General features: G+C 42.9%; 18 protein-coding genes. 10 read left to right on the forward strand and 8 right to left on the reverse strand.

Going from position 1 to position 24,233, the window contains the following annotated elements:
- Positions 1–83 precede the first annotated feature (83 nt).
- Entirely contained in the window at positions 84–1,280 is a 1,197-nt protein-coding gene (locus AAAH86_RS03700; RefSeq protein ID WP_343486153.1) for a DegT/DnrJ/EryC1/StrS family aminotransferase, read from the forward strand.
- A 57-nt stretch (positions 1,281–1,337) separates the two neighbouring features.
- Here AAAH86_RS03700 and ribB read toward each other — a convergent pair whose 3' ends face one another.
- The 7 genes from ribB to nhaC form a co-directional block, all read right to left on the reverse strand.
- The gene (ribB, locus tag AAAH86_RS03705; protein ID WP_343486154.1) at positions 1,338–2,480 is read right to left on the reverse strand and encodes a 3,4-dihydroxy-2-butanone-4-phosphate synthase; all 1,143 of its coding nucleotides are present in this window, start codon (positions 2,478–2,480) and stop codon (positions 1,338–1,340) included.
- The gene (locus tag AAAH86_RS03710; RefSeq protein ID WP_343486822.1) at positions 2,477–3,952 is read right to left on the reverse strand and encodes an LptF/LptG family permease; all 1,476 of its coding nucleotides are present in this window, start codon (positions 3,950–3,952) and stop codon (positions 2,477–2,479) included. The genes ribB and AAAH86_RS03710 overlap by 4 nt, the downstream gene beginning before the upstream one ends.
- 30 nt (positions 3,953–3,982) lie before the next feature.
- Entirely contained in the window at positions 3,983–4,630 is a 648-nt protein-coding gene (locus tag AAAH86_RS03715; RefSeq protein ID WP_343486823.1) for an outer membrane lipoprotein carrier protein LolA, read from the reverse strand.
- A gap of 13 nt (positions 4,631–4,643) precedes the next feature.
- Positions 4,644–7,007, reverse strand: a complete 2,364-nt coding sequence (locus AAAH86_RS03720) for a DNA translocase FtsK (RefSeq protein ID WP_343486155.1) — start codon at positions 7,005–7,007, stop codon at positions 4,644–4,646.
- Positions 7,008–7,072: 65 nt separating this feature from the next.
- A complete protein-coding gene (locus AAAH86_RS03725; protein ID WP_343486156.1) occupies positions 7,073–7,438 on the reverse strand; it encodes a diacylglycerol kinase family protein in 366 nt (121 codons plus the stop codon).
- Positions 7,431–7,937, reverse strand: coding sequence for a thiol peroxidase (tpx, locus tag AAAH86_RS03730; protein ID WP_343486157.1), 507 nt, complete (start codon positions 7,935–7,937; stop codon positions 7,431–7,433). The genes AAAH86_RS03725 and tpx overlap by 8 nt, the downstream gene beginning before the upstream one ends.
- A gap of 69 nt (positions 7,938–8,006) precedes the next feature.
- The gene (gene nhaC / locus AAAH86_RS03735; RefSeq protein ID WP_343486158.1) at positions 8,007–9,497 is read right to left on the reverse strand and encodes a Na+/H+ antiporter NhaC; all 1,491 of its coding nucleotides are present in this window, start codon (positions 9,495–9,497) and stop codon (positions 8,007–8,009) included.
- Between the two features lie 169 nt (positions 9,498–9,666).
- Between nhaC and AAAH86_RS03740 the strand changes: the two genes are divergently transcribed.
- On the forward strand, positions 9,667–10,056 hold the full coding sequence (locus tag AAAH86_RS03740) for a hypothetical protein (RefSeq protein WP_343486159.1): 390 nt from the start codon (positions 9,667–9,669) through the stop codon (positions 10,054–10,056).
- 83 nt (positions 10,057–10,139) lie between these two features.
- The gene (lpdA, locus tag AAAH86_RS03745) at positions 10,140–11,546 is read left to right on the forward strand and encodes a dihydrolipoyl dehydrogenase (protein WP_343486160.1); all 1,407 of its coding nucleotides are present in this window, start codon (positions 10,140–10,142) and stop codon (positions 11,544–11,546) included.
- Between the two features lie 24 nt (positions 11,547–11,570).
- On the opposite strand, the gene AAAH86_RS03750 is transcribed toward lpdA, so the two are convergent.
- The gene (locus AAAH86_RS03750) at positions 11,571–12,767 is read right to left on the reverse strand and encodes an acyltransferase family protein (protein WP_343486161.1); all 1,197 of its coding nucleotides are present in this window, start codon (positions 12,765–12,767) and stop codon (positions 11,571–11,573) included.
- A gap of 116 nt (positions 12,768–12,883) precedes the next feature.
- On the opposite strand from AAAH86_RS03750, the gene AAAH86_RS03755 reads away from it, so the two are divergent.
- The 7 genes from AAAH86_RS03755 (at position 12,884) to AAAH86_RS03785 (ending at position 24,230) form a co-directional block, all read left to right on the forward strand.
- On the forward strand, positions 12,884–13,417 hold the full coding sequence (locus tag AAAH86_RS03755; RefSeq protein ID WP_343486162.1) for an NAD(P)H-dependent oxidoreductase: 534 nt from the start codon (positions 12,884–12,886) through the stop codon (positions 13,415–13,417).
- 11 nt (positions 13,418–13,428) lie between these two features.
- Entirely contained in the window at positions 13,429–14,709 is a 1,281-nt protein-coding gene (locus tag AAAH86_RS03760; RefSeq protein ID WP_343486163.1) for an anthranilate synthase component I family protein, read from the forward strand.
- 202 nt (positions 14,710–14,911) lie between these two features.
- Positions 14,912–16,216 (forward strand): tRNA lysidine(34) synthetase TilS, encoded by a 1,305-nt coding sequence (tilS, locus tag AAAH86_RS03765; RefSeq protein ID WP_343486164.1) that lies wholly within the window; start codon positions 14,912–14,914, stop codon positions 16,214–16,216.
- Positions 16,213–18,195 (forward strand): cytochrome c biogenesis protein CcdA, encoded by a 1,983-nt coding sequence (locus tag AAAH86_RS03770; protein ID WP_343486165.1) that lies wholly within the window; start codon positions 16,213–16,215, stop codon positions 18,193–18,195. Before tilS ends, AAAH86_RS03770 begins: the two co-directional genes overlap by 4 nt.
- Positions 18,196–18,226: 31 nt before the next feature.
- Complete coding sequence (locus tag AAAH86_RS03775; RefSeq protein ID WP_343486166.1) at positions 18,227–20,629, forward strand: penicillin acylase family protein; 2,403 nt, start codon at positions 18,227–18,229, stop codon at positions 20,627–20,629.
- 158 nt (positions 20,630–20,787) lie between these two features.
- Positions 20,788–21,465 carry a hypothetical protein gene (locus AAAH86_RS03780; protein WP_343486167.1) on the forward strand — a complete coding sequence of 226 codons (678 nt, stop codon included), beginning with the start codon at positions 20,788–20,790 and terminating at the stop codon, positions 21,463–21,465.
- Positions 21,462–24,230: a carboxypeptidase-like regulatory domain-containing protein gene (locus tag AAAH86_RS03785; protein WP_343486168.1), complete on the forward strand. Its 2,769-nt coding sequence runs from the start codon at positions 21,462–21,464 to the stop codon at positions 24,228–24,230. Before AAAH86_RS03780 ends, AAAH86_RS03785 begins: the two co-directional genes overlap by 4 nt.
- Positions 24,231–24,233: the final 3 nt, after the last annotated feature.

A 24,233-nucleotide genomic window follows, 5' to 3' on the forward strand; every position in this document is an offset into this window, starting at 1 on the left:
ATCCTGTAAAAGTCAATTCCTGTATTTTTTCTTCGAATGAATAATCCAAATGAAGATGCTACTTTTGGGCAAAATACTTGACAATGCCGGGATTTGAATTATTTGGCGAAGCTGAAAAAAAACAAGTTGAAGATGTGCTCGAGTCTTCGGTGCTCATGCGCTATGGCTTTGATGGCATGCGCAATGGCCATTGGAAAGCCCAAGAATTGGAAAACAAAATCTGTAACCGTTTCAAAACAAAACATGCCCATGTGGTCAGTAGCGGCACTGCCGCATTGACCGTTGCATTGGCGAGCGCCGGGGTTGGGGCGGGCGATGAGGTCATTATGCCCACCTTTACCTTTGTGGCCAGTTTTGAGTCCATTTTAGCATTGGGTACCGTGCCAATTCTGGTCGATGTGGACGATACCCTGACGTTGAATCCCGAAGCCGTTGAGAAAGCGATTACCGATAAGACCAAAGTGGTCATGCCTGTGCACATGTGCGGTTCGATGGCCGATTTAGATGCTTTACAGGCCATTTGTAAAAAACACGGACTGTTATTACTCGAGGATGCTTGCCAAGCCATTGGCGGCAGCTACAAAGGCAAACCGTTGGGCAGCATTGGCGATTTGGGGTGTTTTTCGTTTGATTATGTAAAGACCATCACCTGTGGTGAGGGCGGAGCTTTGATCACCGACAACAAAACTTTTTATGAAAACGCTCATAAATATGCCGATCATGGGCATGATCATATAGGAAACGATAGGGGAGCGGAAGCACATCCCTTTTTAGGCTATAACTTCCGGATTTCGGAACTGAACGCTGCGGTGGGCTGTGCCCAGATTGAACGGTTGGATGAGTTTCTTTCCATCCAAAAGAAACAGTATTCCATTTTACGAAAAGCATTATCCAATATTTCTGAAATCAGTTTTAGAAAGGTGCCCGAAGGCGGAGTCGAGAATTATTCGTTTTTGAATTTTTTTCTCCCCACAGAAAACGATGCCAGAAAGGCCCACAAGGCATTGTCGGATGGGGGAGTGGACGGTTGTTTTTACTGGTATGACAACAATTGGCACTATTATCGAAAATGGGAACATCTCATAGACCAAAAATCGTTAGGGAAGCTTCCAGAGGAAGTTCAAAATGGTCTCCAAGATTTTTCCAAAACTGATTTTTCTCTTTCCGACCATTGGGTTGGGCGCAATATTTCGTGCCTGATTAAATTGGGATGGTCTAAAGATGAGGTGAACGAGCGGGCAAAAAGAATGGTGGAAGTGCTCAGTAGTTTAAGAGTTTAAGAGTTTATGGGTTTACAAATTACTACAATAAACTTCTAAACTATAAACACATAAGCTTCAATAACGTACGTACTCCACAATCTCAAGCCCATAACCGACCATGCCCACACGTTTGGTTTGTTCTGAATTGCTCAACAACCTGATTTTTGAGATGTTCAGATCGTGCAAGATTTGTGCACCGATACCGAAGTCTTTGGTATCCATTTCAATTTTTGGAGCCTTGTTGATACCCTGTGCCTGTAACTTTTTGAATTCAACCAACCTGCTCAACAAATTTTTTGATTGCGACCCTTGATTGATAAAAATCATGGCACTTTTTTCTTCTGCATTCAAGGCCTTGAACATGGCCGATAGCTTTTCATCGGGATTGTTGGTCAGCGTACCCAATATATCATTGTTCACTAAAGTAGAGTTGATGCGCGTGAGTATGGGTTCACCACTTTTCCATGTACCCTTGACCAAGGCAATATGCACTTGGTCGTTTGTGGTTTGTTTGTAGGCGCGCAGCCTGAATTTTCCAAAACGGGTTTGTATGTCAAAGGCTTCTTTTCGCTCTATCAAACTATCATGCTCCATCCGATAGGCCACCAAATCTTCAATTGAAACAATTTTGAGATTGAATTTTTTGGCGATTTCCATCAGTTCGGGCAGGCGCGCCATTTCGCCGTGGTCGCCCATAATTTCAACAATCACCCCAGCCGGTTTTAGGCCTGCCAATCGTGCAAAGTCAATAGCAGCTTCGGTATGGCCGGTGCGGCGCAACACCCCGCCCTCTTTGGCAATCAATGGAAACACATGCCCCGGCCGGGTCAGTTCATGGGCCTTCGTTTCAGGATTTAACAATGCCAACACGGTTTTGGCACGGTCAGAAGCTGAAATGCCTGTCGTAACGCCACCACCCCTCAGATCAACAGAAACGGTAAAGGCCGTTCCCAGCGGATCTGTATTATGGGTCACCATTTTATGCAAGTTCAGCTCTTTACAACGGCTTTCGGTCAAAGGCGTGCAAATCAAGCCTTTGCCATGTGTGGCCATAAAATTGATGGTTTCAGGGGTCACCAATTCAGCTGCAGCTACAAAATCACCCTCGTTTTCGCGGTTTTCATCGTCAACAACAATGATCACCTTACCATCGCGAATGTCTTGAATGGCTTCTTGAATGGTATTCAATTTTACTGTTTGTGTTGCAGTTTCGTTCATGTTGTAGCTTTCTTTTTTCTTCTGAAAATTGCCCTAAATCGTTCCATAAAGTTACCAAACTCCATCAAGCCCCTGTCCGCAGTGGCGCGACGTGTCAATGAAATGCTCAAAGGTAGCATAATCAAAGTGGACAGCCATGCTGCCAATATGGGGTTCATGGCCCCTTTTCTTGCTGAATTTTCAGCAAACACCCCGATAAAATAATAGGCCAAGAACAGAATGATGGCCACTACCATAGGCAAACCCAACCCCCCCTTCCTGATTATTGCTCCTAAAGGGGCTCCCACAAAGAACAGAATGATGCAAGAGAACGCCAATGCAAATTTTTTGTGCAATGAGAGTATGTGACGGTGATAGACCTCGTACCGCTTGTTCAATTCCAACTTCTTTGTGCTGACCGTGGTCAAAATGTTGCTGACCGAATTTTTGGCATTTTCCAAGACTTGCAAACGCTGCCACTCAGGTAATGCATCGACCAATTGTTCGGTAGAGTTTACGGTATCCATAGATTTTGTTCTTACATCATTGACCTTGTCTGCCAAATTCTTTGGTAATTCCTCAATTTTCAATGAATCTTCTATGGCCAAATTATAGACACCCAACCTGCTGCCAATGTTTTTTGAAAAAGCCTTTACCTGTTTGATGTTGTGGTCTTTCAAAGAATCGATATCCTTGTTCAAGCGGATGACATTCTTCATCTTATCGGTTGTAATATCCGATTCTTCCTCTATGTTTTGGTTGTTCAGGGTAGAAATGTCAATGTTTTTGATATAGGTTTCAAATTGAGCTTTTGCGAAAGGATATTTGCGCTTTTCTTCTCTGGATTTTGACTGTACTTCTTCGTAATAATTGCCGTCATTCAAAATCAATTGAATCAAATCTGATTGTTCATCACTGACCAATTCACCGTCATTGGCCTTGATAACCGTGGTGTTGACATTTGACTTTGATTTTTGATGGATGATGACACCTTCTAGAATTCTGTCTTTTTCTCCAGTTTTGTTATCCACCCGCATGTTCATGTTCGAGCCTTCAATATCACTGAAAACACCTTCTACGATAACGGCTGCAGGCTTTACCTTGGCAATATTGCGGCGCATGTTGAATATTTTCTGTTCTGAGGCAGGTATGACATTGTTGGCAAAGAAGAAGGTGACCACTCCCAAGATGCTGACAAAAACAATGATGCTGCGCATGGCCTTTTGTAGTGAGATGCCAGACGCCTTCATGGCCGCAAATTCATAGTTTTCTGCAAGAGCGCCGAAAGTGAGTATTGATGCGAGTAGCACAGTCAGTGGCAATACCTTTTCGGTAAGATTGGGCGTTAAGTAGAATAAAAACTTTCCGATTATCAGTAAGTCCAAATCCTTTCCGGCCAAATCATCAATAAACAACCAGATGGTTTGAAATATGAAGATGAACATCAATATCGCAAACGAACTGAAGAAATTGAACAGAAACCTCGATAAGATATATCGATCTATGATTTGCAAGGCACGAAACTAATTTTCTATGATATAATAGCCGTCGCTTTTATACTTGGCCCTGTCAAAAGTAAACAAGGTTTCTGACAAGGGTTGATCGGTTTTGAAAGTATTAACGGTAATAGTGGTCTTGGTACCGTTTTGACCAGTCTCGATAAGCTTATAGATGTGCTTCGTCTCGGCATCTATGCCCAACAAAATACTTTTGATTTCGGTATTGGTGTCAATGGGAATCAATTTCACGTACTGTATTTTTCTTCCCTGCACATTTTGGGTGATGTCCCACTCATAGTTATGCCCTGACCTATAAAATGTCAACATTTTTGAAGGTGTCACCGTGTTGCTGTCCTCAGACCTGTCATCTATGGTAACTTCTTCGTTATCGGGCACAATAGTATAGATTTTTGAACCATCGTAAAGCTGCGTGGAACCGAAAAGATTGGCCCTGTATTTTTCACCTTTGATGGTCACATCGCCACGGGTCTCACTTTTGGTGTTAGCTTCGGTATTTTCTAGGGCATATTTAAAATCGATGTAGATGTTGTCGTATCCCTTCACCTTATTGTAGACCTCGTCAAGCAAGGCTTTTGCCTTTTGTTCATTTTGGGCCTGCATAGAAAATGCTAAAACAAAGAGTGTCAATAGCGCAAGTGTTCTTTTTATCATGGTGTATGTCACTTTAATGTCTGTTTTTTGTTTCATTTTGGAGAAGTTGATCCAACGAGCTCATATCGGGCACCAAAACTTGTCGGGCCTTACTGCCTTCAAAGGGCCCCACGATACCTGCAGCTTCCAATTGGTCGATGATTCTCCCTGCCCGATTGTATCCTAATTTCAACTTTCTTTGGATAAGGGATGCTGACCCTTGTTGAGCTGTCACAATGACTTCGGCTGCATCTCGAAACATCGAATCTCTCTCCGAAATATCATAATCAATACCCGTGCCAGAATCCTCTCCGACATATTCCGGTAAGTGGTGTGCATCGGGGTAAGCACGTTGTGCGCCAATATATTCTGTGATTTTTGCGACTTCTGGAGTATCAACAAAAGCACATTGTATGCGGGTCACATCATTGCCTTGGGTAAAGAGCATATCGCCGCGACCTATCAATTGATCTGCACCTTGGCCATCTAAAATGGTACGGGAGTCGATTTTTGAGGTAACCCTGAATGCAATCCTTGCGGGGAAATTTGCCTTGATGATACCTGTGATGACATTTACTGAAGGCCGTTGGGTGGCGATGATCAGGTGAATGCCCGTGGCCCTCGCCAATTGTGCCAATCTGGCAATGGGTGTTTCGACCTCTTTACCCGCCGTCATGATCAAGTCGGCAAACTCATCAATGACCAAAACGATGTAGGGAAGGTATTTATGTCCGTCATTCGGATTCAACTTTCTGGCCTTGAACTTGGCGTTGTATTCCTTGACATTTCTTACCATGGCCAACTTGAGCAGTTCATAGCGGTTGTCCATTTCAATACACAGGGAGTTCAACGTATTGATGACTTTGTTGTTGTCGGTGATGATGGCTTCATCAGAATCAGGCAATTTTGCCAAAAAGTGCCGCTCAATCTTATTATACAATGTCAGTTCGACCTTCTTCGGGTCTACCAGAACAAACTTTACTTCGGCAGGATGCTTTTTATAGAGGAGGGAAGTAATCACGGCATTCAACCCTACGGATTTACCTTGTCCGGTGGCCCCCGCCATCAATAAATGGGGCATTTTGGCAAGATCGACCACGAAGGTCTCATTGCTGATGGTCTTGCCAAAGGCAATCGGAAGCTGCATCTCTGCATTTTGGAATTTTTTTGATGCAATGACCGAACGCATGGAAACTATAGTTGCGTTCTTATTTGGCACCTCTATACCAATGGTGCCCTTGCCCGGTATCGGGGCGATAATTCGAATGCCCAAAGCAGCCAATGAAAGCGCGATGTCATCTTCCAAATTTTTGATTTTTGAAATCCGGATACCCGCCTCGGGCACGATTTCATATAAGGTAACCGTGGGGCCGATGGTCGCCTTGATCTGGGCGATGCCAATTTTATAGTTCTTGAGGGTGCTGACGATGCGGTTCTTGTTTTCCTCAAGTTCTTCTTGGTTAATGGTGATGCCCCCTGAAACCCCGTGCGGGTCCAACAGGTCAAGAGTAGGGAATTTGTAATTGCCCAGTTCGAGTTTTGGGTCGAACTCCCCAAAATCCTTCACCATTTTTTCGGCTTTGATGGTCGATTCCTCTTTTTCTTCTGCAACTTCTGATACTTCTAGGCCTATTTCTTCTTCCTCTTGTTCGGGCAGGTTGACATCAAGGCCAGAACCATCTTTCAGGGGCGGTATTTCGTCTTTGTGGGTGTAGGCATCTATTTTTTCTTCGGGGGTGTCGTCTAGACTGATTTCCAGTGGACTCTCATCTAAACTGGTTTCAACATTGGTGATTGGTTTTTCCTTTGATTTGAAGTTGTCGCGCAGATAATTGCCGATACCTTCCGGGGAAAAATTGAACAAACGCACCATGATCACGATTAAAACAAAGGTCAAAAGCAAGAAGATGCCGATTTTGCCAATGTAATCCTGTAAAAAATCATTCATTTCATAGCCAATCAATCCACCTAGCAGCGGTTGCTCGAACGCGAAGAAGCCCAATGCAATCGAGGTCCAGATGACACCGAGGAGGCCCCAGATCCATTTGCCCAACAATCCTTTTCCATCCAGACCCAAAAACATATAAAGGCCTGTGACAGAAAATAAAAGTGGAAAAACGAAGGATGCAAGCCCGAAGCCACGGTACATAAAAAAGTGGCTGACATTGGCACCAAATTTCTTCAACAGATTTTCTGCTTCCGTATCTCTATCTGCAAATTGATCTAAAGTGCTTTGATCGGCCTGCCATGTGAAATAATAGGATATGAACGAAAAAAACAGGGCGATGCTCAACACGATCAGCAAACTGCCCAGAATGATCTTGTTTTGCTTTGACAGCCGGTATGAGCGTTTTTTCTTGGTAGATTTTGATTTGGATGTTCTTCGTTTTTTGGCCATGTAGGTGCAAAAATAAGCGACTAAGTTACAAATTTACGTGGGTGGGGATTGAAACGGACGTTTGCTCAGAAGAATTTGGGCAGATAAATGATAAGGCCGATGACTGTTGCCAACACCGATACCAACATTACCGCGCCCGCCGAAACATCTTTGATAAAACCAATTTTTTGATGGTACTCAGGGTGTATGAAATCAGCCAATTTTTCAACCGCGGTGTTCATGCCCTCAATGCCCATGACCAAGCCGATGGCCAACAATTGTAAAATCCATTCGGTGGCAGAGATTTCAAAATAGAATCCTGCAGCTGTCATGACCAGTGCTATGACAAACTGTACTTTGATGCTGGGTTCTGTTCGCAGCAAAAGAAAGAGCCCTTTTAGTGCAAACCCGATACTTCTGACCCGGTTCTTGAAGAATGATTGTTTAGGCATCCATCAAGGCTTCAAGTGCAGCTTTATAGTTGGGCTCATCAGCAGTTTCTGAAACCTGTTCGGTATGACGAATGTTTCCAGATTCATCGATGACCACCACTGTTCTGGACAGAAGATTTTTAAATGCCCCGTCAACAAACTCAACCCCATAGTCTTTTCCAAAGGCTCCCGACCTGAAATCTGACAACATCTCTACATTTTCGATGCCTTCTGCGCCACAAAATCTTTTTTGGGCAAAAGGCAAATCTTTAGAAATGCAAAGTACCACGGTGTCTTCAAGCTCAGCTGCCTCTTGATTGAATTGTCGGATGGATTGTGCACACGTGCCCGTATCAACACTTGGAAAAATATTCATCACTATTTTTTTTCCTTTGTAATCATCCATCGAAGCCTCAGATAAATCCAATGTTGTCAATGTGAAGTCAGGTGCGGTTGTCTGTGTAGGGGGTAGTTCTCCTATAGTGTTGACCGGTGTGCCGCCTAAAGTAATTGATGCCATTGCTAGGTAATTTTATGGCGTGAAGTTAAGAAACGAAGCCTCGAAAACCAACTATGAAAATGCGTTTATTTATGCCCGGGCCGGTACGGCCAATTGCTTGATCTTTATTTTTAGGGCAGCAAACAACAATGTCATAAATGGACTCATCCAATTAAAAATGGCATAGAAAAAATAATCGCCCACGGCCACCCCTAAAACGCCACTATGATAAGCACCGCAGGTGTTCCAAGGTACCAATACCGAGGTCACCGTTCCTGAATCCTCCAACGTGCGGCTTAGGTTTTCTGGTGCCAAGCCACGTTCTTCATATGCTTTTGAGAACATTTTACCGGGCACGACCAAGGCCAGGTATTGGTCAGATGCCGTGACATTCAGTGCCAAACAGCTTCCCACAGTACTTGCAAAAAGGCCGAATGTGGTCTTTGCCATGTTCAACAGTGACTTGGTGATACGCTCCAACGCTCCAATACCATCCATAACGCCACCGAAGACCATGGCACAGACGATAAGCCAAATGGTGCCCAGCATGCCCGCCATTCCCCCTGAAGAAAATAAATCATTAAGAGCAGGGTCAGGGGTTTCGATGGCGGTGTCAACCGTGATGGCGTTCAAAATACCCTTGTATCCTGAAGTAAAGTCCAACAGCTCACCACCACCAATTCTGGCAACGATATCGGGTTGAAAAATCAAAGCGAAAACTCCGCCCAAGAGCGTTCCCACCAATAATCCCAAAAGGGGAGGGGCCTTTTTGACAATCAACAAAATCACCACTATCGGAACGATGAACAGCCAACCATTGATATTGAAGGTTGAACCGATGGTGTTCAAAATGGCATCAGTGTCGGCCACACCGTTGGTATCAATGGTAAACCCAATGATGATAAAGACCAAAAAGGTGATAGAAATGGTCGGAATGGTCGTCAAGGCCATGTAGCGTATGTGCGAAAAAAGCTCTCCACCTGCCATGGCCGGGGCCAGGTTGGTGGTATCACTCAACGGGCTCATTTTATCCCCAAAATAGGCCCCAGAAAGTACGGCGCCAGCAGTCATGCCCAATGATATGCCCAAGGCCTCACCGATGCCAATCAGGGCAATGCCCACGGTTGCTGCCGTCGTCCAGCTGCTACCAGTGGCTATCGAAATAATGGCACAAATAATGACACAGGCCGCCAAAAATATAGTCGGATTCAAAATTTGCAATCCGTAATAAATCATGGCGGGAATAATACCGCTGACCAACCAAGTACCCGAAAGTGCACCAACCATCAATAGAATGAGAAGGGCACCGGTCGTTGAACGCACATTCTCTGCCACCTCGGCCAACATTCGTTTGTACGACACCTTGTTGAAGAAACCTACAATGGCGGCTACCGCACCGCCCAACAACAGAATGAATTGATTGGAACCACTCAAGGCATCATCACCAAACACATAGACGTTATAGGCCAACATCGCTACCAAAACGAAGACGGGGATTAGGGCTTCCCAGATGTTCAATTCCCTGTTTTCAATGATTTTTTCGTTTTCTCGATACTTGGCTTTTTTGTCCTTTTGGGCCATTTGATTGGTTTTGCGTAGCGGTAATATTACGATTTTGGCCCATGATGTCCAAAATCGGCCGTCTTTTGTAAAAGTTTAACCTAAAAATGCGTTAAAACTGAAATGTGCAACAATTTGGTTGGGTAATTTTCTGTTCTATAGCAACATCAATCAGAAAGCCATACAACCAATGAAACCAAAAGTACGTTTGATTCTGACAGCGTTGGCCACTATCATTGGCGCATTTTCACTCTTGCTCTTTACTACGCTTGTGCAAGATGTCTTCTTTAAAGAAATCAATTATTGTGTTTCAAATAGAGCAGATATCGCTTTTAAAACTATGGCCTTGATGGCAGCGGGTGGCATAGTCGGTTTTAAGGCCTCACTCATTGTGGTACGTTCAAATTTTTGGCCGCATGTGCTTATTTCGTTCGGATTGTTGGCACAATTGTTTTTTATCACGGGCTGCCCACAAAGTGCCAATCCATTTTGGTTTGATGTGTTCCAGAATTTTTCTCTTGTCGCCGGGCTTTGGGTGGGTTCTTTTGCTGCATTGAAATTTCCTTTGGCACCTGTGTAAAGGCATCCTGTTTTCCTTAAAACATTCGTATTTTTACATTCGTTTTAGATTATCTGTTCTATAAATTTTTATAAAGACACTATATGAGTCAATATGACGTGGCCGTTATCGGCTCTGGGCCTGGTGGATATGTCGCGGCAATTCGCTGTGCCCAACTCGGAATGAAAACCGCTATCATCGAAAAATATACCACTCTGGGGGGTACTTGCCTGAATGTGGGCTGTATTCCTTCAAAAGCATTGCTCGATTCTTCACACCATTACGAAGATGCCATAAAACATTTCGAAGAGCACGGTATCGATATTCCCGGAGAGGTCAAGGTCAATCTCAAACAAATGATAGCCCGTAAAGATGCTGTCGTGGAGCAGACCACAAAAGGTGTACAGTTCTTGATGGATAAAAATAAAATTGATGTCTTTGAAGGGCTTGGCAGTTTTAAAGATGCCACACACATTGAAATCAAAAAAGGAAAAGGCAAGCCCACCACGATAGAAGCAAAAAATACCATCATTGCCACAGGGTCAAAACCGTCAACCTTGCCATTCATTGAAATTGACAAAGAGCGCATCATTACATCAACAGAGGCTTTGACCCTCAAAGAGATTCCGAAACACCTCATTATCATTGGTGGAGGCGTCATTGGCCTTGAATTGGGGCAAGTGTACAAGAGATTGGGCGCTGAGGTCACGGTCATTGAGTATATGGACCGTATCATTCCTACGATGGATGGTTCACTTTCAAAAGAATTGATGAAGGTGATGAAAAAACAGAAAGTGAAGTTCAATCTTTCCCATAGGGTGAAATCTGTAGAAAGAAAGGGTGATGAAATCATTGTAAAAGCAGATGATAAAAAAGGGGAAGAAGTCGAGTTCAAAGGCGATTACTGTTTGGTTTCCGTTGGCCGACGACCCTATACCGATGGACTGAATGCTGAAGCTGCCGGTGTGAAAATCGATGACAAAGGAAGAATTGAAGTGAACGAACATCTTCAAACCAATATCAAAAACGTCTACGCCATTGGTGATGTGGTACGTGGCGCCATGTTGGCCCACAAAGCAGAAGAAGAAGGCACCATGGTCGCCGAAATCTTGGCTGGACAAAAACCCCATATCGATTATAATTTGATTCCAGGTGTCGTGTACACATGGCCCGAGGTGGCAGCAGTAGGCAAAACCGAGGAAGAGCTCAAAGAAGCGGGTATTGATTACAAGGTGGGGCAGTTCCCCATGAGGGCCTTGGGCCGCGCCCGAGCCAGCATGGACATTGACGGGTTTGTCAAAATTTTAGCCGACAAGAATACCGATGAGGTTTTGGGGGTACACATGATAGGGGCCCGATGTGCCGATTTGATCACTGAGGCGGTCACTGCCATGGAATTCAGGGCATCTGCCGAGGATATGGCCCGAATGAGCCATGCACACCCGACCTATGCCGAAGCGGTCAAGGAAGCTGCACTCGCCGCTACAGAAGATAGGGCGTTGCATGTTTAAGGTGATTTTTTTGAAGTAGGATGGTCAGTTTTGTACGAAACCAAACAAGCGGTACAACACCATTTTAATGCGTACAAGCAATTCCCTGATTAAAAGGGAGGCCATTCTAGAGACGATGACCACTTGCACTCCAATAGAATTGATCGCAAAAGTGATTCGACTCTTAACGCCACTTTCGTTTTTATCATACCAAAGTGCCAATGCAGTACAGGCTACCATAAAAGCCACGGCCCCCGATATGGCCACTGCAGGATTCAATTCGTGGTAAAAGAAACGGTAAAGCCCCAATCCGGTAAAGCTTCCGTAGAGAATCACAAAGTGAATCACATAAATCGAAAGTGTGTTTTGTCCGATTTTGAGGATGGTAGTGTTTGTCAAAAGACTTCTCAGCAGCATAAAAACCGCAAAGACCAGAAAGACATCCCCCAGACGGATAAACAAATAATTGTTCAACTGAATGATGTAGAACAAATCGATTCCCGTTAGTTCGTAGAGTTTGATGAATCCATCCGAAGAAAAGAAAATCAATTCTATTCCAGAAATCACAGAAAGAACGATTGCGGCCGGGTACAGATGTTTTGAGTCTTTAAAGCGCGTGAACAGCAGAGAAAGAAACCCTCCAAAAGCGGTATACCCCAGCCAAGGTATGATTGTGAACACAGACCCGTTGACCTTGGTAAAGTAGTTGGCCAAACCACTGGGCAAAAAGGCAAATGACCATTGTTTATATAGCGGTTCAAACAAGAACAGCACAAGGGTGATGGCAATCAAGACCAAAGGGAAGGCGAACTTTTTCCATTTTTCGGTCAATACGTAAACCCCGATGATGGCCAAAATCGACAAACCGATACAGTGCAGTACGTCTACCAAGTAAAAACCTTCATAGATTTTGCCTTCAAAGAGCCCGAAGATGTTCAATCGAAGCAAATACCCGATAATCAATAATTGCAGGCCCCTTCGAATTCCTTTTTTTACACGGGGGTTGTTCCACCCCGTCTGCGGCACCCGAACCAAAAGGTAGGTAAAAATGAATCCGGATACGGTAAAGAACACGGGGGCCGTAATGCCCCTGAAGTATAACCAAATCGTGTAGATGGGGTTCTCAGGATTTCTGAAGATGGTGTCCAACAGACCGTCAATAAAATGCCCTTGCAACATCATGAGGATTGCCCATGCACGCATGGCGTCAATAAAAAACAGTCTTGTAGATTTCGGTTTCATTGCCCTATATACTTGCAGAACAGCCGCTTTGGATGTTTGCGCAGCAAAATTAACCAAAATTCAAACAACTGTTCTGCATTTGGGCTATTTTAGCAAAATCATGATTTTTAGATAATATGGCCCAGATTTTAGCATTTGCCGGTAGTAATTCTTCAACATCCATCAATTATCGCTTGGTTCGCCACACTGTGTCTTTGGTGTCAGGGCATGAGGTGCGACTTTTGAATATGTCAAATTACCCATTCCCCATGTACAGCGCTGACGTTGAACAACAAAAAGGGTATTCAAATTCGTTGGTCGAATTGAAAAATGACATGCAAAGTGTTGACGCACTCATTATCGGTGTGAACGAGCACAATGGCAATCCCTCTTCCTATTTCAAGAATTTGTTGGATTGGCTATCGCGATTGGAACGCAAGTTCTTGGCCGAAAAAAGAGTTTTCTTGTTATCGACCTCAACCGGGAGGGGCGGTGGTGCAAACGCATTGGGAACCATAGAAAAAATGCTGCCCCGTTTCGGCGCAGAAATTGTCGCAACTTTCTCCCTTCCTTCGTTCAACCATAGTTTTAATGATACCGATGGCATCATCGATGAGAAGTTGAAGAAATCACACCAAGAAGCTTTGAACAAGTTCTCGAGTACCCTGTAAATTCAGATGCTTTGCGCAAAAAGCAACTTTTTGAGGTCAAACTGAACGAACCGCTTAAAGAACATCTTTTGGGCTGGGCCATTCAGTATGAAAATGCGATTTGGCTTGATGGAAACAACCATGCCGACAAGTATGGTGCGTTTGATGCACTTTTGGCCGTAGGAGGCAATAATAAATCCTTCCATACCCTAGAGATGCTTCAAGCCAAGCTGGAGAATCTCGGGGATTGGCTCTTCGGATATTTTTCCTATGACTTAAAAAATGAATTGGAGCAATTGAGCTCTAATAATTATGATGGACTGGGCTTTCGACAGCTTGACTTTTTCGTACCTGACAAAATAATTCGTTTTAACGATGGAACTGCAGAACTTCTTTATCAAGAAAGCTGCTTTCACGAGTTGCAGGAAGATCTTAAACAGATAAAAAATCCCTCAGCCAAGCCTAAAAAATGTGTTGAACAGGGCATTAAAATCAAGCTTCGCATTCACAAGGATGCGTATTTTGAAAAAGTGGGGCGACTGTTGGAGCATATTCATAGAGGCGATGTCTACGAAGCGAATTTTTGCCAAGAATTCTATGCCCTTAATACTGAAATTGACCCAGTTTCTACCTATTTGAAGCTAAATTCAATATCCACCCCACCTTTTGCCACATTTATGAAATTGGGTGAACGTTACTTGCTTTCCGCATCGCCAGAACGATATCTCAGAAAAAAGGGGGCCAAAATCATTTCACAACCCATTAAGGGTACTGCGCCCCGGTCAAAAAACTTCGAGGAAGATAAGATGCTCAAAGAAGAATTGGCATCCAACGACAAAGAGCGTGCTGAAAACATTATGATTACCGATTTGGTCCGCAATGACCTTTCCCGATTTGCAAAAAGGGGCACGGTAAAAGTTGAAGAATTGTGTAACGTACATTCGTATAGACAGGTGCATCAAATGGTCTCGACCATCAGCTGTTCGGTCGATGAGAAGATGAACTTGATTGAAATCATCAAAAAAACTTTCCCGATGGGCAGCATGACGGGTGCTCCCAAGATTTCGGCAATGCAGCTCATTGAAGCATTGGAAGAGACCAAACGTGGGCTTTACAGTGGCGCGGTCGGATATTTCAATCCGAGTGGGGATTTTGATTTCAGTGTGGTGATTCGCAGCATTTTGTACAATGCCATAAACAACTATGTGTCGTATTCTGTAGGCAGTGCCATCACCGCCAAATCGAGCATAGAAAAAGAGTATCAAGAGTGTTTGCTAAAGGCCAAGGCGATGCGTAGTGTGCTAGAAGGGTAGTTTTGCTATTCGCTATTCGCTATTCGCTATTCGCTATTCGCTTTACGCTTTATGCTGTGCGCAGTGTACTTTTATTGTTGATATTGTTAATTCCAATATTTTTACATCATCCTTAATTCTACATTCGTACCTCTGACTTCGTATTTCGTACTTCAAACTTCATACCTCGTATTTCCCATTTCGTATTTCATAATTTTGCATTGTGCTTGAACGTTTCAAAAAACATATTGAAAACAAACTGCCATTTCTTTCAAAGGGCAAAATTCTGGTGGCCTGCAGCGGCGGATTGGATAGCGTGGTGCTGGCCCACCTTTGTTATAAACTGCAACTGGAGTTTGCCCTGGCCCACTGCAACTTTAAACTTCGGGGCGATGAAAGTGACGGTGATCAGCAATTCGTCGAGGAATTGGGAAAAAGGATTGATGTTCAAGTATTTACTAGAACTTTTGATACACTTGGCTATATCAACAAAAAGGGAGGTTCCGTACAAATGGCGGCCCGCGATTTGCGTTATGCCTGGTTTCAAGAACTTCAAAAGAACAAAAATTTTGACTTCTTGCTCACCGCCCACCATGCTGATGACAGTTTAGAGACTTTTCTAATCAACCTCTCCAGAGGGGCAGGTATTGACGGACTTTCGGGCATTCCAGAACAAAACGGGAATATTATCCGTCCATTGCTTCCGTTCTCTAGAAAAGAGCTACTTGCCTTTGCCAAAGAACAGGATTTGCAATGGCGAGAAGACAGCAGCAATGCCGAAACCAAATATTTGCGCAACAAAATTCGCCATGAGGTGGTGCCATTATTGAAGGAGTTGCATCCCGCATTTTTGAAGAATTTTCAATCCACACAAAGCCACTTGCACCAAACACAGGTATGGCTTGAAGAGCAAATAAAAATAATTAAACAAAAACTTTTCATAGAATATGATAACATCATAAAAATCAAAATAGAAGAACTTAAAGAAATACAACCAATAACATCAAGTCTCTATTTTTTGTTCTCAGAGTATGGCTTCACGGAAATCGAGAATTTAAAAGACTTGCTGAAAGCCCCAAGCGGTAAATTTTTAGCATCTAAAACACATCGATTGGTCAAAGACCGCAACTATTTGCTTTTGAGTGAAAACGGAGAAGTTGTTTCAGAACATCATCAAATCGGTGAAGCACAAACTGTTGTCCACGATCCTTTTCAGATGAAAATTGAGACCGTCGATACGTTGGAAAACCCCTCGAAAAACACTATTTACGTAGATAAGGAAACGTTAAACTATCCGTTATTGATAAGAAAGTGGCAAAATGGCGACTATTTTTATCCTTTCGGTATGAAGCGCAAGAAAAAGGTGGCCAAGTTTTTTAAGGACGAAAAAGTTGACATCCTATCCAAAGAAAAACAGTGGCTACTCTGTTCAGGCGATGAGATTGTCTGGGTGATCGGGCGTAGGGCCGACGACAGGTTCAAAGTAACCCGAGAAACAAAAAATATTTTAAAGTTGACGATTGTATGATAAAGAATTTGGTGCCGCTGATACTACTATTTATTACGATGTCTACCATCGGATATGCCCAGTCGGACGAAAATCCTGCTCTGTGGAGCCATGAAGTGAAAAAGATATCTGATACGGAACACGATTTGATTTTCAAGGCGAAAATCCATGAGGGTTGGCACATCTATTCGCAATACACGGCCGAGGGCGGGTCCATGCCCAGTGAATTTACTTTTGAGAAAGCTGGTGTGGATTATGAACTGCTTGGGAAAACCAAAGAGAGTGAAACGATAACCGAGTACAGCGATATTTTTGAAGTGGACGAAACCTTTTTCAAAAAGGAAGCCATTTTTACCCAGCGCATAAAATTGCTTGACCCAGAGGTAAAACAGGTAACCGTAAACCTCTTTTATCAAATCTGTAAAGAAGTCTGTATACCAAAAGATGTGGTATTTCAGATTACATTGGATGGAAGCCAATTTGCCGCTACTGCCCAAACCATTGACGAGCGAAGCGCCGCCATGGGCAAGGCCCTGAAGATTGATTTGAAGAACAAGGGGCTGTTGACACGGGGTTCGCTCTCAGGACCAACGGCTGGTTCTGGTCTCTGGATGATTTTTGGCCTGGGCTTTTTGGGTGGTTTGATCGCTATATTGACCCCATGTGTGTTTCCATTGATACCATTGACGGTATCATTTTTCACAAAGCATACCGGCAATCGCACAAAAGGGGTCAAAAATGCCTTATTGTATGGCTTTTTTATCGTGTTGATCTATTTTTTGTTGAGCCTGCCATTTCATCTTTTTGATTCCATTGACTCACAGATTCTCAATACCATTGCCACCAACATTTGGCTCAACATTTTCTTTTTCGTGGTCTTTGTGTTTTTTGCGTTTTCGTTCTTTGGCTATTATGAACTCACGCTGCCCAGCTCTTGGGCCAATAAATTGGATTCGGCCTCAGCGAAAGTAGGAGGAGGGTTGGGTGTATTCTTTATGGCATTGACCCTGGCCATTGTCTCATTTTCATGTACGGGTCCGATTCTAGGCGGACTGTTGGGGAGCACCACCTTGGCTGAGGGAAATATCGCGGTGAATCTCTCTGCCGGTATGACAGGCTTTGGCCTCGCCTTGGCACTGCCCTTTGCTCTGTTTGCCCTATTTCCGGCATGGTTGAATTCACTGCCTAAGTCTGGTGGATGGATGACTACCGTAAAAGTGACTCTCGGATTCTTAGAATTGGCCTTAGCCTTCAAATTTCTATCCAATGCCGACTTGGTGGGCAATTGGGGCATTTTTAAGCGCGAAATCTTTTTGGCCATTTGGATCGTGCTGTTCATACTATTGGCACTGTACCTTTTTGGCATATTTCGCTTTCCACATGACGGGCCAAGACAAAAACTCTCTTTGGGAAGGAAGGCCACAGGGGTTTTAAGTGCTGCATTTGCCGTGTATCTGATACTTGGGTTGACGGGCACGACCCATTTAAAATTATTGAGCGGTTTTACGCCCCCTGACTTTTACAGTGTTAAGGTAACGGATAGTGATTGCCCTTTGGGATTAGATTGCTTTAAGGATTTTGACGCTGGTGTTGCCCATGCCCAAGCTGAGAACAAGCCGATTTTGCTCGATTTTACCGGATGGGCCTGTGCCAACTGCCGAAAAATGGAAGAAAAGGTGTGGAGCGACCCGAGAATTTATCCCTTGCTTCGTGATGACTATGTTTTGATATCACTTTATGTTGATGACCGAAAACAGCTTCCTGAAAGTGAACAGTTTGATTTTCAATATCCTTCTGGAAGGATTAAATCCATAGAAACTGTCGGACAAAAATGGGGCACCTTTCAGACCATTAACTTTAACGCAGCCTCTCAGCCGTATTATGTTTTGTTGTCACCTGATTTAGAAATCCTTAACGAAGCTGTGCAATACGTAGATTCTGAAACGTATGAAGAATGGTTGAAATCTGGGCTTGATCGGTATCAATTAACAATGAAATAAGTAATTTAGGACCAATTATCAACCGCCCCCAATGAAAAAACTCAAAAAAGTGCTTTGGGTCATCCTTGGCCTTGTCGCACTTCTCATTTTCTCTTTCTTTATTTTTCTGAATACGTTGACACCCACTTATGAAGGCGAGAAAGAATTGAAATCGCTTTCAACCGATGTCGAGGTATATTTTGACACCTATGGCATTCCCCATATTTATGGCCAAAACGAGAGCGATACCTTTAGGGCGCTCGGCTATGTGCATGCCCAAGACCGCTTATGGCAGATGGAACTGCTGCGTAGAATCGCCAAAGGCCGTTTATCAGAAGTCTTTGGTGAAAAACTGATTAAAACCGATAAATTCTTTCTGGCTTTGGGCATTGATGAGAATACCCAAAAAGTTTTGAAAGGGTTGGATAAAAATTCTGAAGCGGTAGTGCTTGCAGAAGCCTATCTTGATGGCATCAACCAGTTCATTGAAGATGGCCCGACACCTGTGGAGTTTTACCTAACGGGATTGGACAAAGAATCCTTCACTCTTGAAGATGTCTACAATACAGTGGGTTACATGGCCTTTAGTTTTGCCATGGCCCATAAAACGGACCCGCTGCTCACTAATCTCAAAAATCAATGGGGAGAAGCCTACATGAACGATTTGGCCATTGCATCTGACACTTCAACCGTGTGGATACGGAACCATAACCCAAAAAAACTGGATTCAGTCGCTTCAACTATCACAGCCCTTACGACAGAAGCACTTGAGCATTTGCCCGTGCCACAGTTTGAGGGCAGCAACAGTTGGGTCATTGCCCCTGAAAAGACAAAGAATGGCAAAGTCATCTTGGCGAATGACCCGCACATTGGTTTTGCCCAACCTTCGGTTTGGTACGAAGCGCATGTGAGCACACCTACCTATGAGAAATATGGATACCATTTGGCGGGAGTGCCTTTTCCATTGCTGGGGCACGATCGTAAGCTGGCTTATGGGCTGACCATGTTTCAAAATGATGACATGAACTTTTATTACGAAGAACCCCATCCATCCGATAGCACAAAATACAAGACCGAAAAAGGATGGGCCGATTACGAATATGTAAATAAAACAATCAATGTCAAGGATGGTGAGACTGTTCAATTTACCTACAAAAAGACACGCCATGGCCCCATTCTTAATGGCATTGCAGACCAAGTTACCGCTGGGCAACCTGTGGCCATGTCATGGGTGTACACCAGCTTTGATGACCATGAAGTACTTCAGGCACTGTACGGTCTTTCGCATGCGACCAATATCACTGAATTTCAGGATGCACTGCCAAAGATTCATGCTCCCGGGCTGAATGTGATGTACGGTGATGCAGAAGGCAATGTGGCATGGTGGGCATCGGCAAAATTGTATAAGATGCCCGATAGCCTGTCAACAAAGTTCTTTCTGAACGGTGCTTCAGGTGAACAAGAACCACTTCGTTATTTGGATTTTTCTGAAAATCCGCAAGCTATCAATCCCCCTTGGGGCTATGTCTATTCCGCCAATAACCAACCCGACAGCATTGCCGGAATGTTGTATCCTGGCTACTACTTGCCCGAGAACAGGGCAAGGCGTATTGTCAATTTGTTGGAAGCAAAAAATGATTGGGATTTGGCCTCGACAAAAGAAATGGTTTTGGATGTAACTTCCACAGTGAACACTGTGATCCTTGCCGAATTACTGAAATCAATGCAGGTACAGGATATTAAAGAAGAGCAGGTCAAGTTATTGGATATCCTTCAGAAATGGGAGGGCGATTACCCGTTGAACTCCATTGCGGGCACGTTCTACCACCGTTGTGAATATTTTGTGCTGAAGAACACCTTTGAAGACGAAATGGGTGCTGAGCAATTCAAGCAATTTCTTTCGACCCACCTTGTAAAGCGGCATATTGCCAAAGGCGCCATGATGGAAGAAGGGTATTGGTGGGATGATGCCACCACAGAAGACATTAAAGAAACGCGATATGACATTGTACTTAAATCGTTCTTACAGGCCTACCAATCCTTAGAAAAAGACTTTGGCCCCAAGGTTTCTGACTGGCAATGGCACAAAGTACACACCTTAGAGCATAAACACCCCATTGGTGAGGTGGCATCACTTAGAAAATATTTCAATGTGGGGCCGTTTTCAGTGCATGGTAGCCGCGAGGTCATCAACAACATGGCATTTCCTTATGATAGCACACTGCATTATCGGGTAAGTTCTGGCCCCTCAACACGAAGAATCATTGACTTTTCAGATATTGAGAACAGTATGGGTATTCTCCCAACTGGGCAATCCGGGAACCCGTTAAGCAAACATTACAAAGATCAGGCAGAAATGTATATCAAGGGCGAATTCCGCACAATGATGATGAATGAAAAAGAGATAAAAGAGGCTTCAGAAGACATATTTATTTTCAAACCAAAGAAAAGATAATTTGTCGTTGCATTTCTATTTTGTATTTTGGGCTTGACTAATGAACATACATTTTCACTGCTTTTCCCGCAAAAAATTGCTTTACAATCAATAAGAAGGTTACGAACAAGTATTTTTTATTTCTGTCTCTCTTGCTCTATGGCCAATTGACCGCACAATTGCCCACTTACCAAGCTACAATCTTGAAAGAGTTTGATGATAGGGTAGGTATAGCGAATACCTCACTCTATAACGGTATTGAACTAGCCGCGAAATACCGCTTGGCAAATGATGAAGACCACCCTTACTATGGAAATCAAGACTTTGTGAATGGTTCAATTTTTTATGATGGCTCTTATTTTTCTGATGTTAAATTGAAACTCAATGTTTATGAAAATGAGCTCCTGACAAAAATTGAACATGAGCTGAGCAGTGGTACCTTAATCTTGATAAAAAACAAGGTTGATAGGTTTTATATGTATAGCAAGGAGTACACTTTTTTAAATTTTAAAGAAAACGGCGTTGACTTTGAAGGATATTGCGAGGTTCTGTTTGAATCTAAAAATATGGTGTTGCTAAAGAAATACAATAAAAAGCGATTTCAACTTCTAAGAGAGGGCAATGTTTTTTACGAATTTAAAAATGCCAAAAGCCAATATATATTAAAGTTCTTGAACAGCCATTATTTGATTAAAAACCCAAGTGATTTCAAGAACATCTTTCCAGAATTTAAGGAAGAATACAGATTATATTTTAATAAAAGATTGTACAAAAACGATAAGGATTCACATCTGGTATCATTGGTAGGCAAAATGAATGATTTCTATCGCAAACAAAGAGAAATAATTCAAGAATGAGGATTTTTATTATAATGCTGTCGGTGCTTTGCACTTTTTCATCGCTTATAGCACAAGAAAATCCAGAGCGTATCTCCCTTTCATTTGAAAATGAGGCTCTTGAAAAAGTCTTGTTGGATATTGAAGAAAAAACAAACTACCGTTTTTATTATTCCAGACAATGGCTTTCAGACATCAAAGTAAGCGGAATCTTTTCTGATGCAGATGTAACTGAGATTCTAGATGCTGTATTGAATAAAACAGTTTTAAATTTTTATGTTCTCGGCAGCAAAATCATCCTTACCCAGAACAATCTCATATATGATGAATTGCCCGATGGTTTCTTCGGTGTTGGTAAGGATACGGTGGAGCATGAAGAGCAAGAGATCACCAATATTCCCCAAGCTCCCATTTTGGTGAATGAAAAGGTCAAAACCCAAAAAAGGGTGGAAACCTATCGAATAGGGAAGGAAACAGACTATGATAATAAATCAAAGTATGCCTTATCAGGGTATGTAAAGAATGCAAAGACAAACAATCCGATACCAGATCTCTCCATACTTTTAAAAGACGCAAAAACTGGCGTGGTGACAGATGATGAAGGCTACTATTCAATTTTGCTGCCCCCCGGTCTTAATTTGCTTGAGACACGCTCACTGGGTATTGAAAATATTTTTATAAGGGTAATCATTTACAATGATGGAGCACTAAACTTGACATTGAATGAAGAGGTTGAACAGCTTGATGAGGTAGTGTTGAGTGCAGATATTTATGAAAATGTGGAAGAAACCGACACCGGAGTGGAAGAAATTGACATTGAGGAATCAAAAAACATTCCTTTAGTACTTGGGGAGAGGGATGTTCTTAGGGTCGCCACCAATTTACCGGGCATTTCAACCGCAGGTGAGGGTTCGGCCGGTTTCAATGTTAGAGGAGGCAAATCGGATCAAAACCTAATTTTATTCGATGATGCCGTACTGTACAGCCCACAACACTTTTTTGGTATTTTTTCTGCATTGAACCCATTTGTGCTGGGCAGTGCGACAATCTATAAGGGCAGTATACCAATCGAATATGGTGGTAGGCTATCATCGGTATTTGATTTGACCACAAAAGAGGTGGAAAAAGAAAAATTTTCTGGTGAGGGATCCGTTGGGCCCGTCACGGCAAACTTAGCAGTCGAGGTTCCTGTAATCAACGAAAAGGCCAGTGTAATGCTTGCGGGAAGGGGGGCGTACTCTAATTGGATTTTGCGCTCTTTAAACGATGAGTCGCTTAACGATAGTGAAGCTTCTTTTTATGATGCAACCATTGTGTACGAGCATAAAATCAATGAGAATAATCAGGTTAAAGCGACTGGCTATCTGAGCAGGGATGACTTTAGTATTACCTCTGACTCATTGTATGTGTATGATAACAAGCTTTTGTCCCTCAATTGGAATCACCAATTTAAAACCAAAACAAGCCTCGATTTGAATTTTGCTTATAGCCAATATGGTTTTGGCATCGAATTCGATGGTGATGCGAACAATGATTTTGAGTTAGGTTACAAAGTGCAAGAAACAGGGTTTAGGGCAAAATTCAAGAGTTTGGTATCGCCGAGTGTTTCGTTGGATTATGGAATATCGAGCAAGTTATATGGCATACGTCCAGGAGATTTAGAACCTAAGGGAGGTGAATCTTCCGTAGAGCGGCTATCCATTCCAAAAGAGCAGGCACTCGAATCTTCAGCTTTTATATCCTCTACAATTGACATAAATGATAAATTAAGTATTGATATCGGTGGCAGGCTCAATATTTTTAATGCTTTGGGCCCCAGCACGCAATTTGTCTATGATGAAAATGCCCCAAGAGGTGAAGAGACAGTGGTTGACACGTTGCAATTTGATGATAATGAAGTCATAAAAACCTATATCGGGCCAGAATTGCGTGTTTCAGGCCGATATTTGCTGAGCGAAAGCCTATCCGTTAAAGCCTCTCTCAACAACTCATACCAATACATACATAGATTATCGAACAATACCACGGTCTCACCTATTGACACATGGAAGTTGTCAGATTTAAATATAGAGCCACAAATGGCATATCAGGCTTCTTTGGGTCTTTATAAGAACATTAATTCGAATAAGTACGAAATCAGTTTAGAAGGTTTTTATAAGACTTCTGATAATATATTGGATTTCAAAACAGGTTCTCAGATTCTGCTCAACGAGAATATCGAGCGAGAGGTACTTCAAGGTGATGGTAAAGCTTATGGAGTTGAATTTCTCATCCGAAAAAACCAGGGCAAGCTAAATGGATGGCTGGGCTACACCTATTCAAGGTCGTTTATCAAATTAGACAGCGAGTTTGATGAAGAGCGCGTCAACAACGGCGAGTTTTTTCCGTCAAATTTTGATAAACCCCATGATATTAGTCTCATTGCAAACTATAAATTCACCAGAAGGTTTAGTTTATCCACAAATTTTGTGTATCAAACTGGTCGACCGGTCACCTTTCCTATTGGTAATTTTAATTTTGGTGGATCTAATTTTGTGGCCTTCAGTGACCGAAACCAATTTAGAATTCCTGATTTCTACCGATTAGATCTAGGTTTCAATATTGAAGGCAATCACAAGAAAAATAAATTGGCCCATAGCTTCTGGACGATTTCTGTATACAATGTTCTGGGCAGAAACAATCCCTATTCAGTGTTTTTTGTGACCGAGCAGGGCGAAATAAAGGCATTGCAGAGTTCAATTTTTGCCATTCCGGTACCCTCTATAACCTATAATTTCAAGTTTTGACAT

The sequence above is a fragment of the Allomuricauda sp. d1 genome (assembly GCF_039592695.1).
Lineage (GTDB): Bacteria > Bacteroidota > Bacteroidia > Flavobacteriales > Flavobacteriaceae > Flagellimonas_A.

Excerpts from the sequence above, each read along its gene's own strand:
- AAAH86_RS03700 (WP_343486153.1), top strand. The coding sequence starts at position 84 with ATGCCGGGATTTGAATTATTTGGCGAAGCTGAAAAAAAACAAGTTGAA.
- ribB (WP_343486154.1), bottom strand. The coding sequence starts at position 2,480 with ATGAACGAAACTGCAACACAAACAGTAAAATTGAATACCATTCAAGAA.
- AAAH86_RS03715 (WP_343486823.1), bottom strand. The coding sequence starts at position 4,630 with ATGATAAAAAGAACACTTGCGCTATTGACACTCTTTGTTTTAGCATTT.
- AAAH86_RS03720 (WP_343486155.1), bottom strand. The coding sequence starts at position 7,007 with ATGGCCAAAAAACGAAGAACATCCAAATCAAAATCTACCAAGAAAAAA.
- AAAH86_RS03725 (WP_343486156.1), bottom strand. The coding sequence starts at position 7,438 with ATGCCTAAACAATCATTCTTCAAGAACCGGGTCAGAAGTATCGGGTTT.
- tpx (WP_343486157.1), bottom strand. The coding sequence starts at position 7,937 with ATGGCATCAATTACTTTAGGCGGCACACCGGTCAACACTATAGGAGAA.
- nhaC (WP_343486158.1), bottom strand. The coding sequence starts at position 9,497 with ATGGCCCAAAAGGACAAAAAAGCCAAGTATCGAGAAAACGAAAAAATC.
- AAAH86_RS03740 (WP_343486159.1), top strand. The coding sequence starts at position 9,667 with ATGAAACCAAAAGTACGTTTGATTCTGACAGCGTTGGCCACTATCATT.
- lpdA (WP_343486160.1), top strand. The coding sequence starts at position 10,140 with ATGAGTCAATATGACGTGGCCGTTATCGGCTCTGGGCCTGGTGGATAT.
- AAAH86_RS03750 (WP_343486161.1), bottom strand. The coding sequence starts at position 12,767 with ATGAAACCGAAATCTACAAGACTGTTTTTTATTGACGCCATGCGTGCA.
- AAAH86_RS03755 (WP_343486162.1), top strand. The coding sequence starts at position 12,884 with ATGGCCCAGATTTTAGCATTTGCCGGTAGTAATTCTTCAACATCCATC.
- AAAH86_RS03770 (WP_343486165.1), top strand. The coding sequence starts at position 16,213 with ATGATAAAGAATTTGGTGCCGCTGATACTACTATTTATTACGATGTCT.
- AAAH86_RS03775 (WP_343486166.1), top strand. The coding sequence starts at position 18,227 with ATGAAAAAACTCAAAAAAGTGCTTTGGGTCATCCTTGGCCTTGTCGCA.
- AAAH86_RS03785 (WP_343486168.1), top strand. The coding sequence starts at position 21,462 with ATGAGGATTTTTATTATAATGCTGTCGGTGCTTTGCACTTTTTCATCG.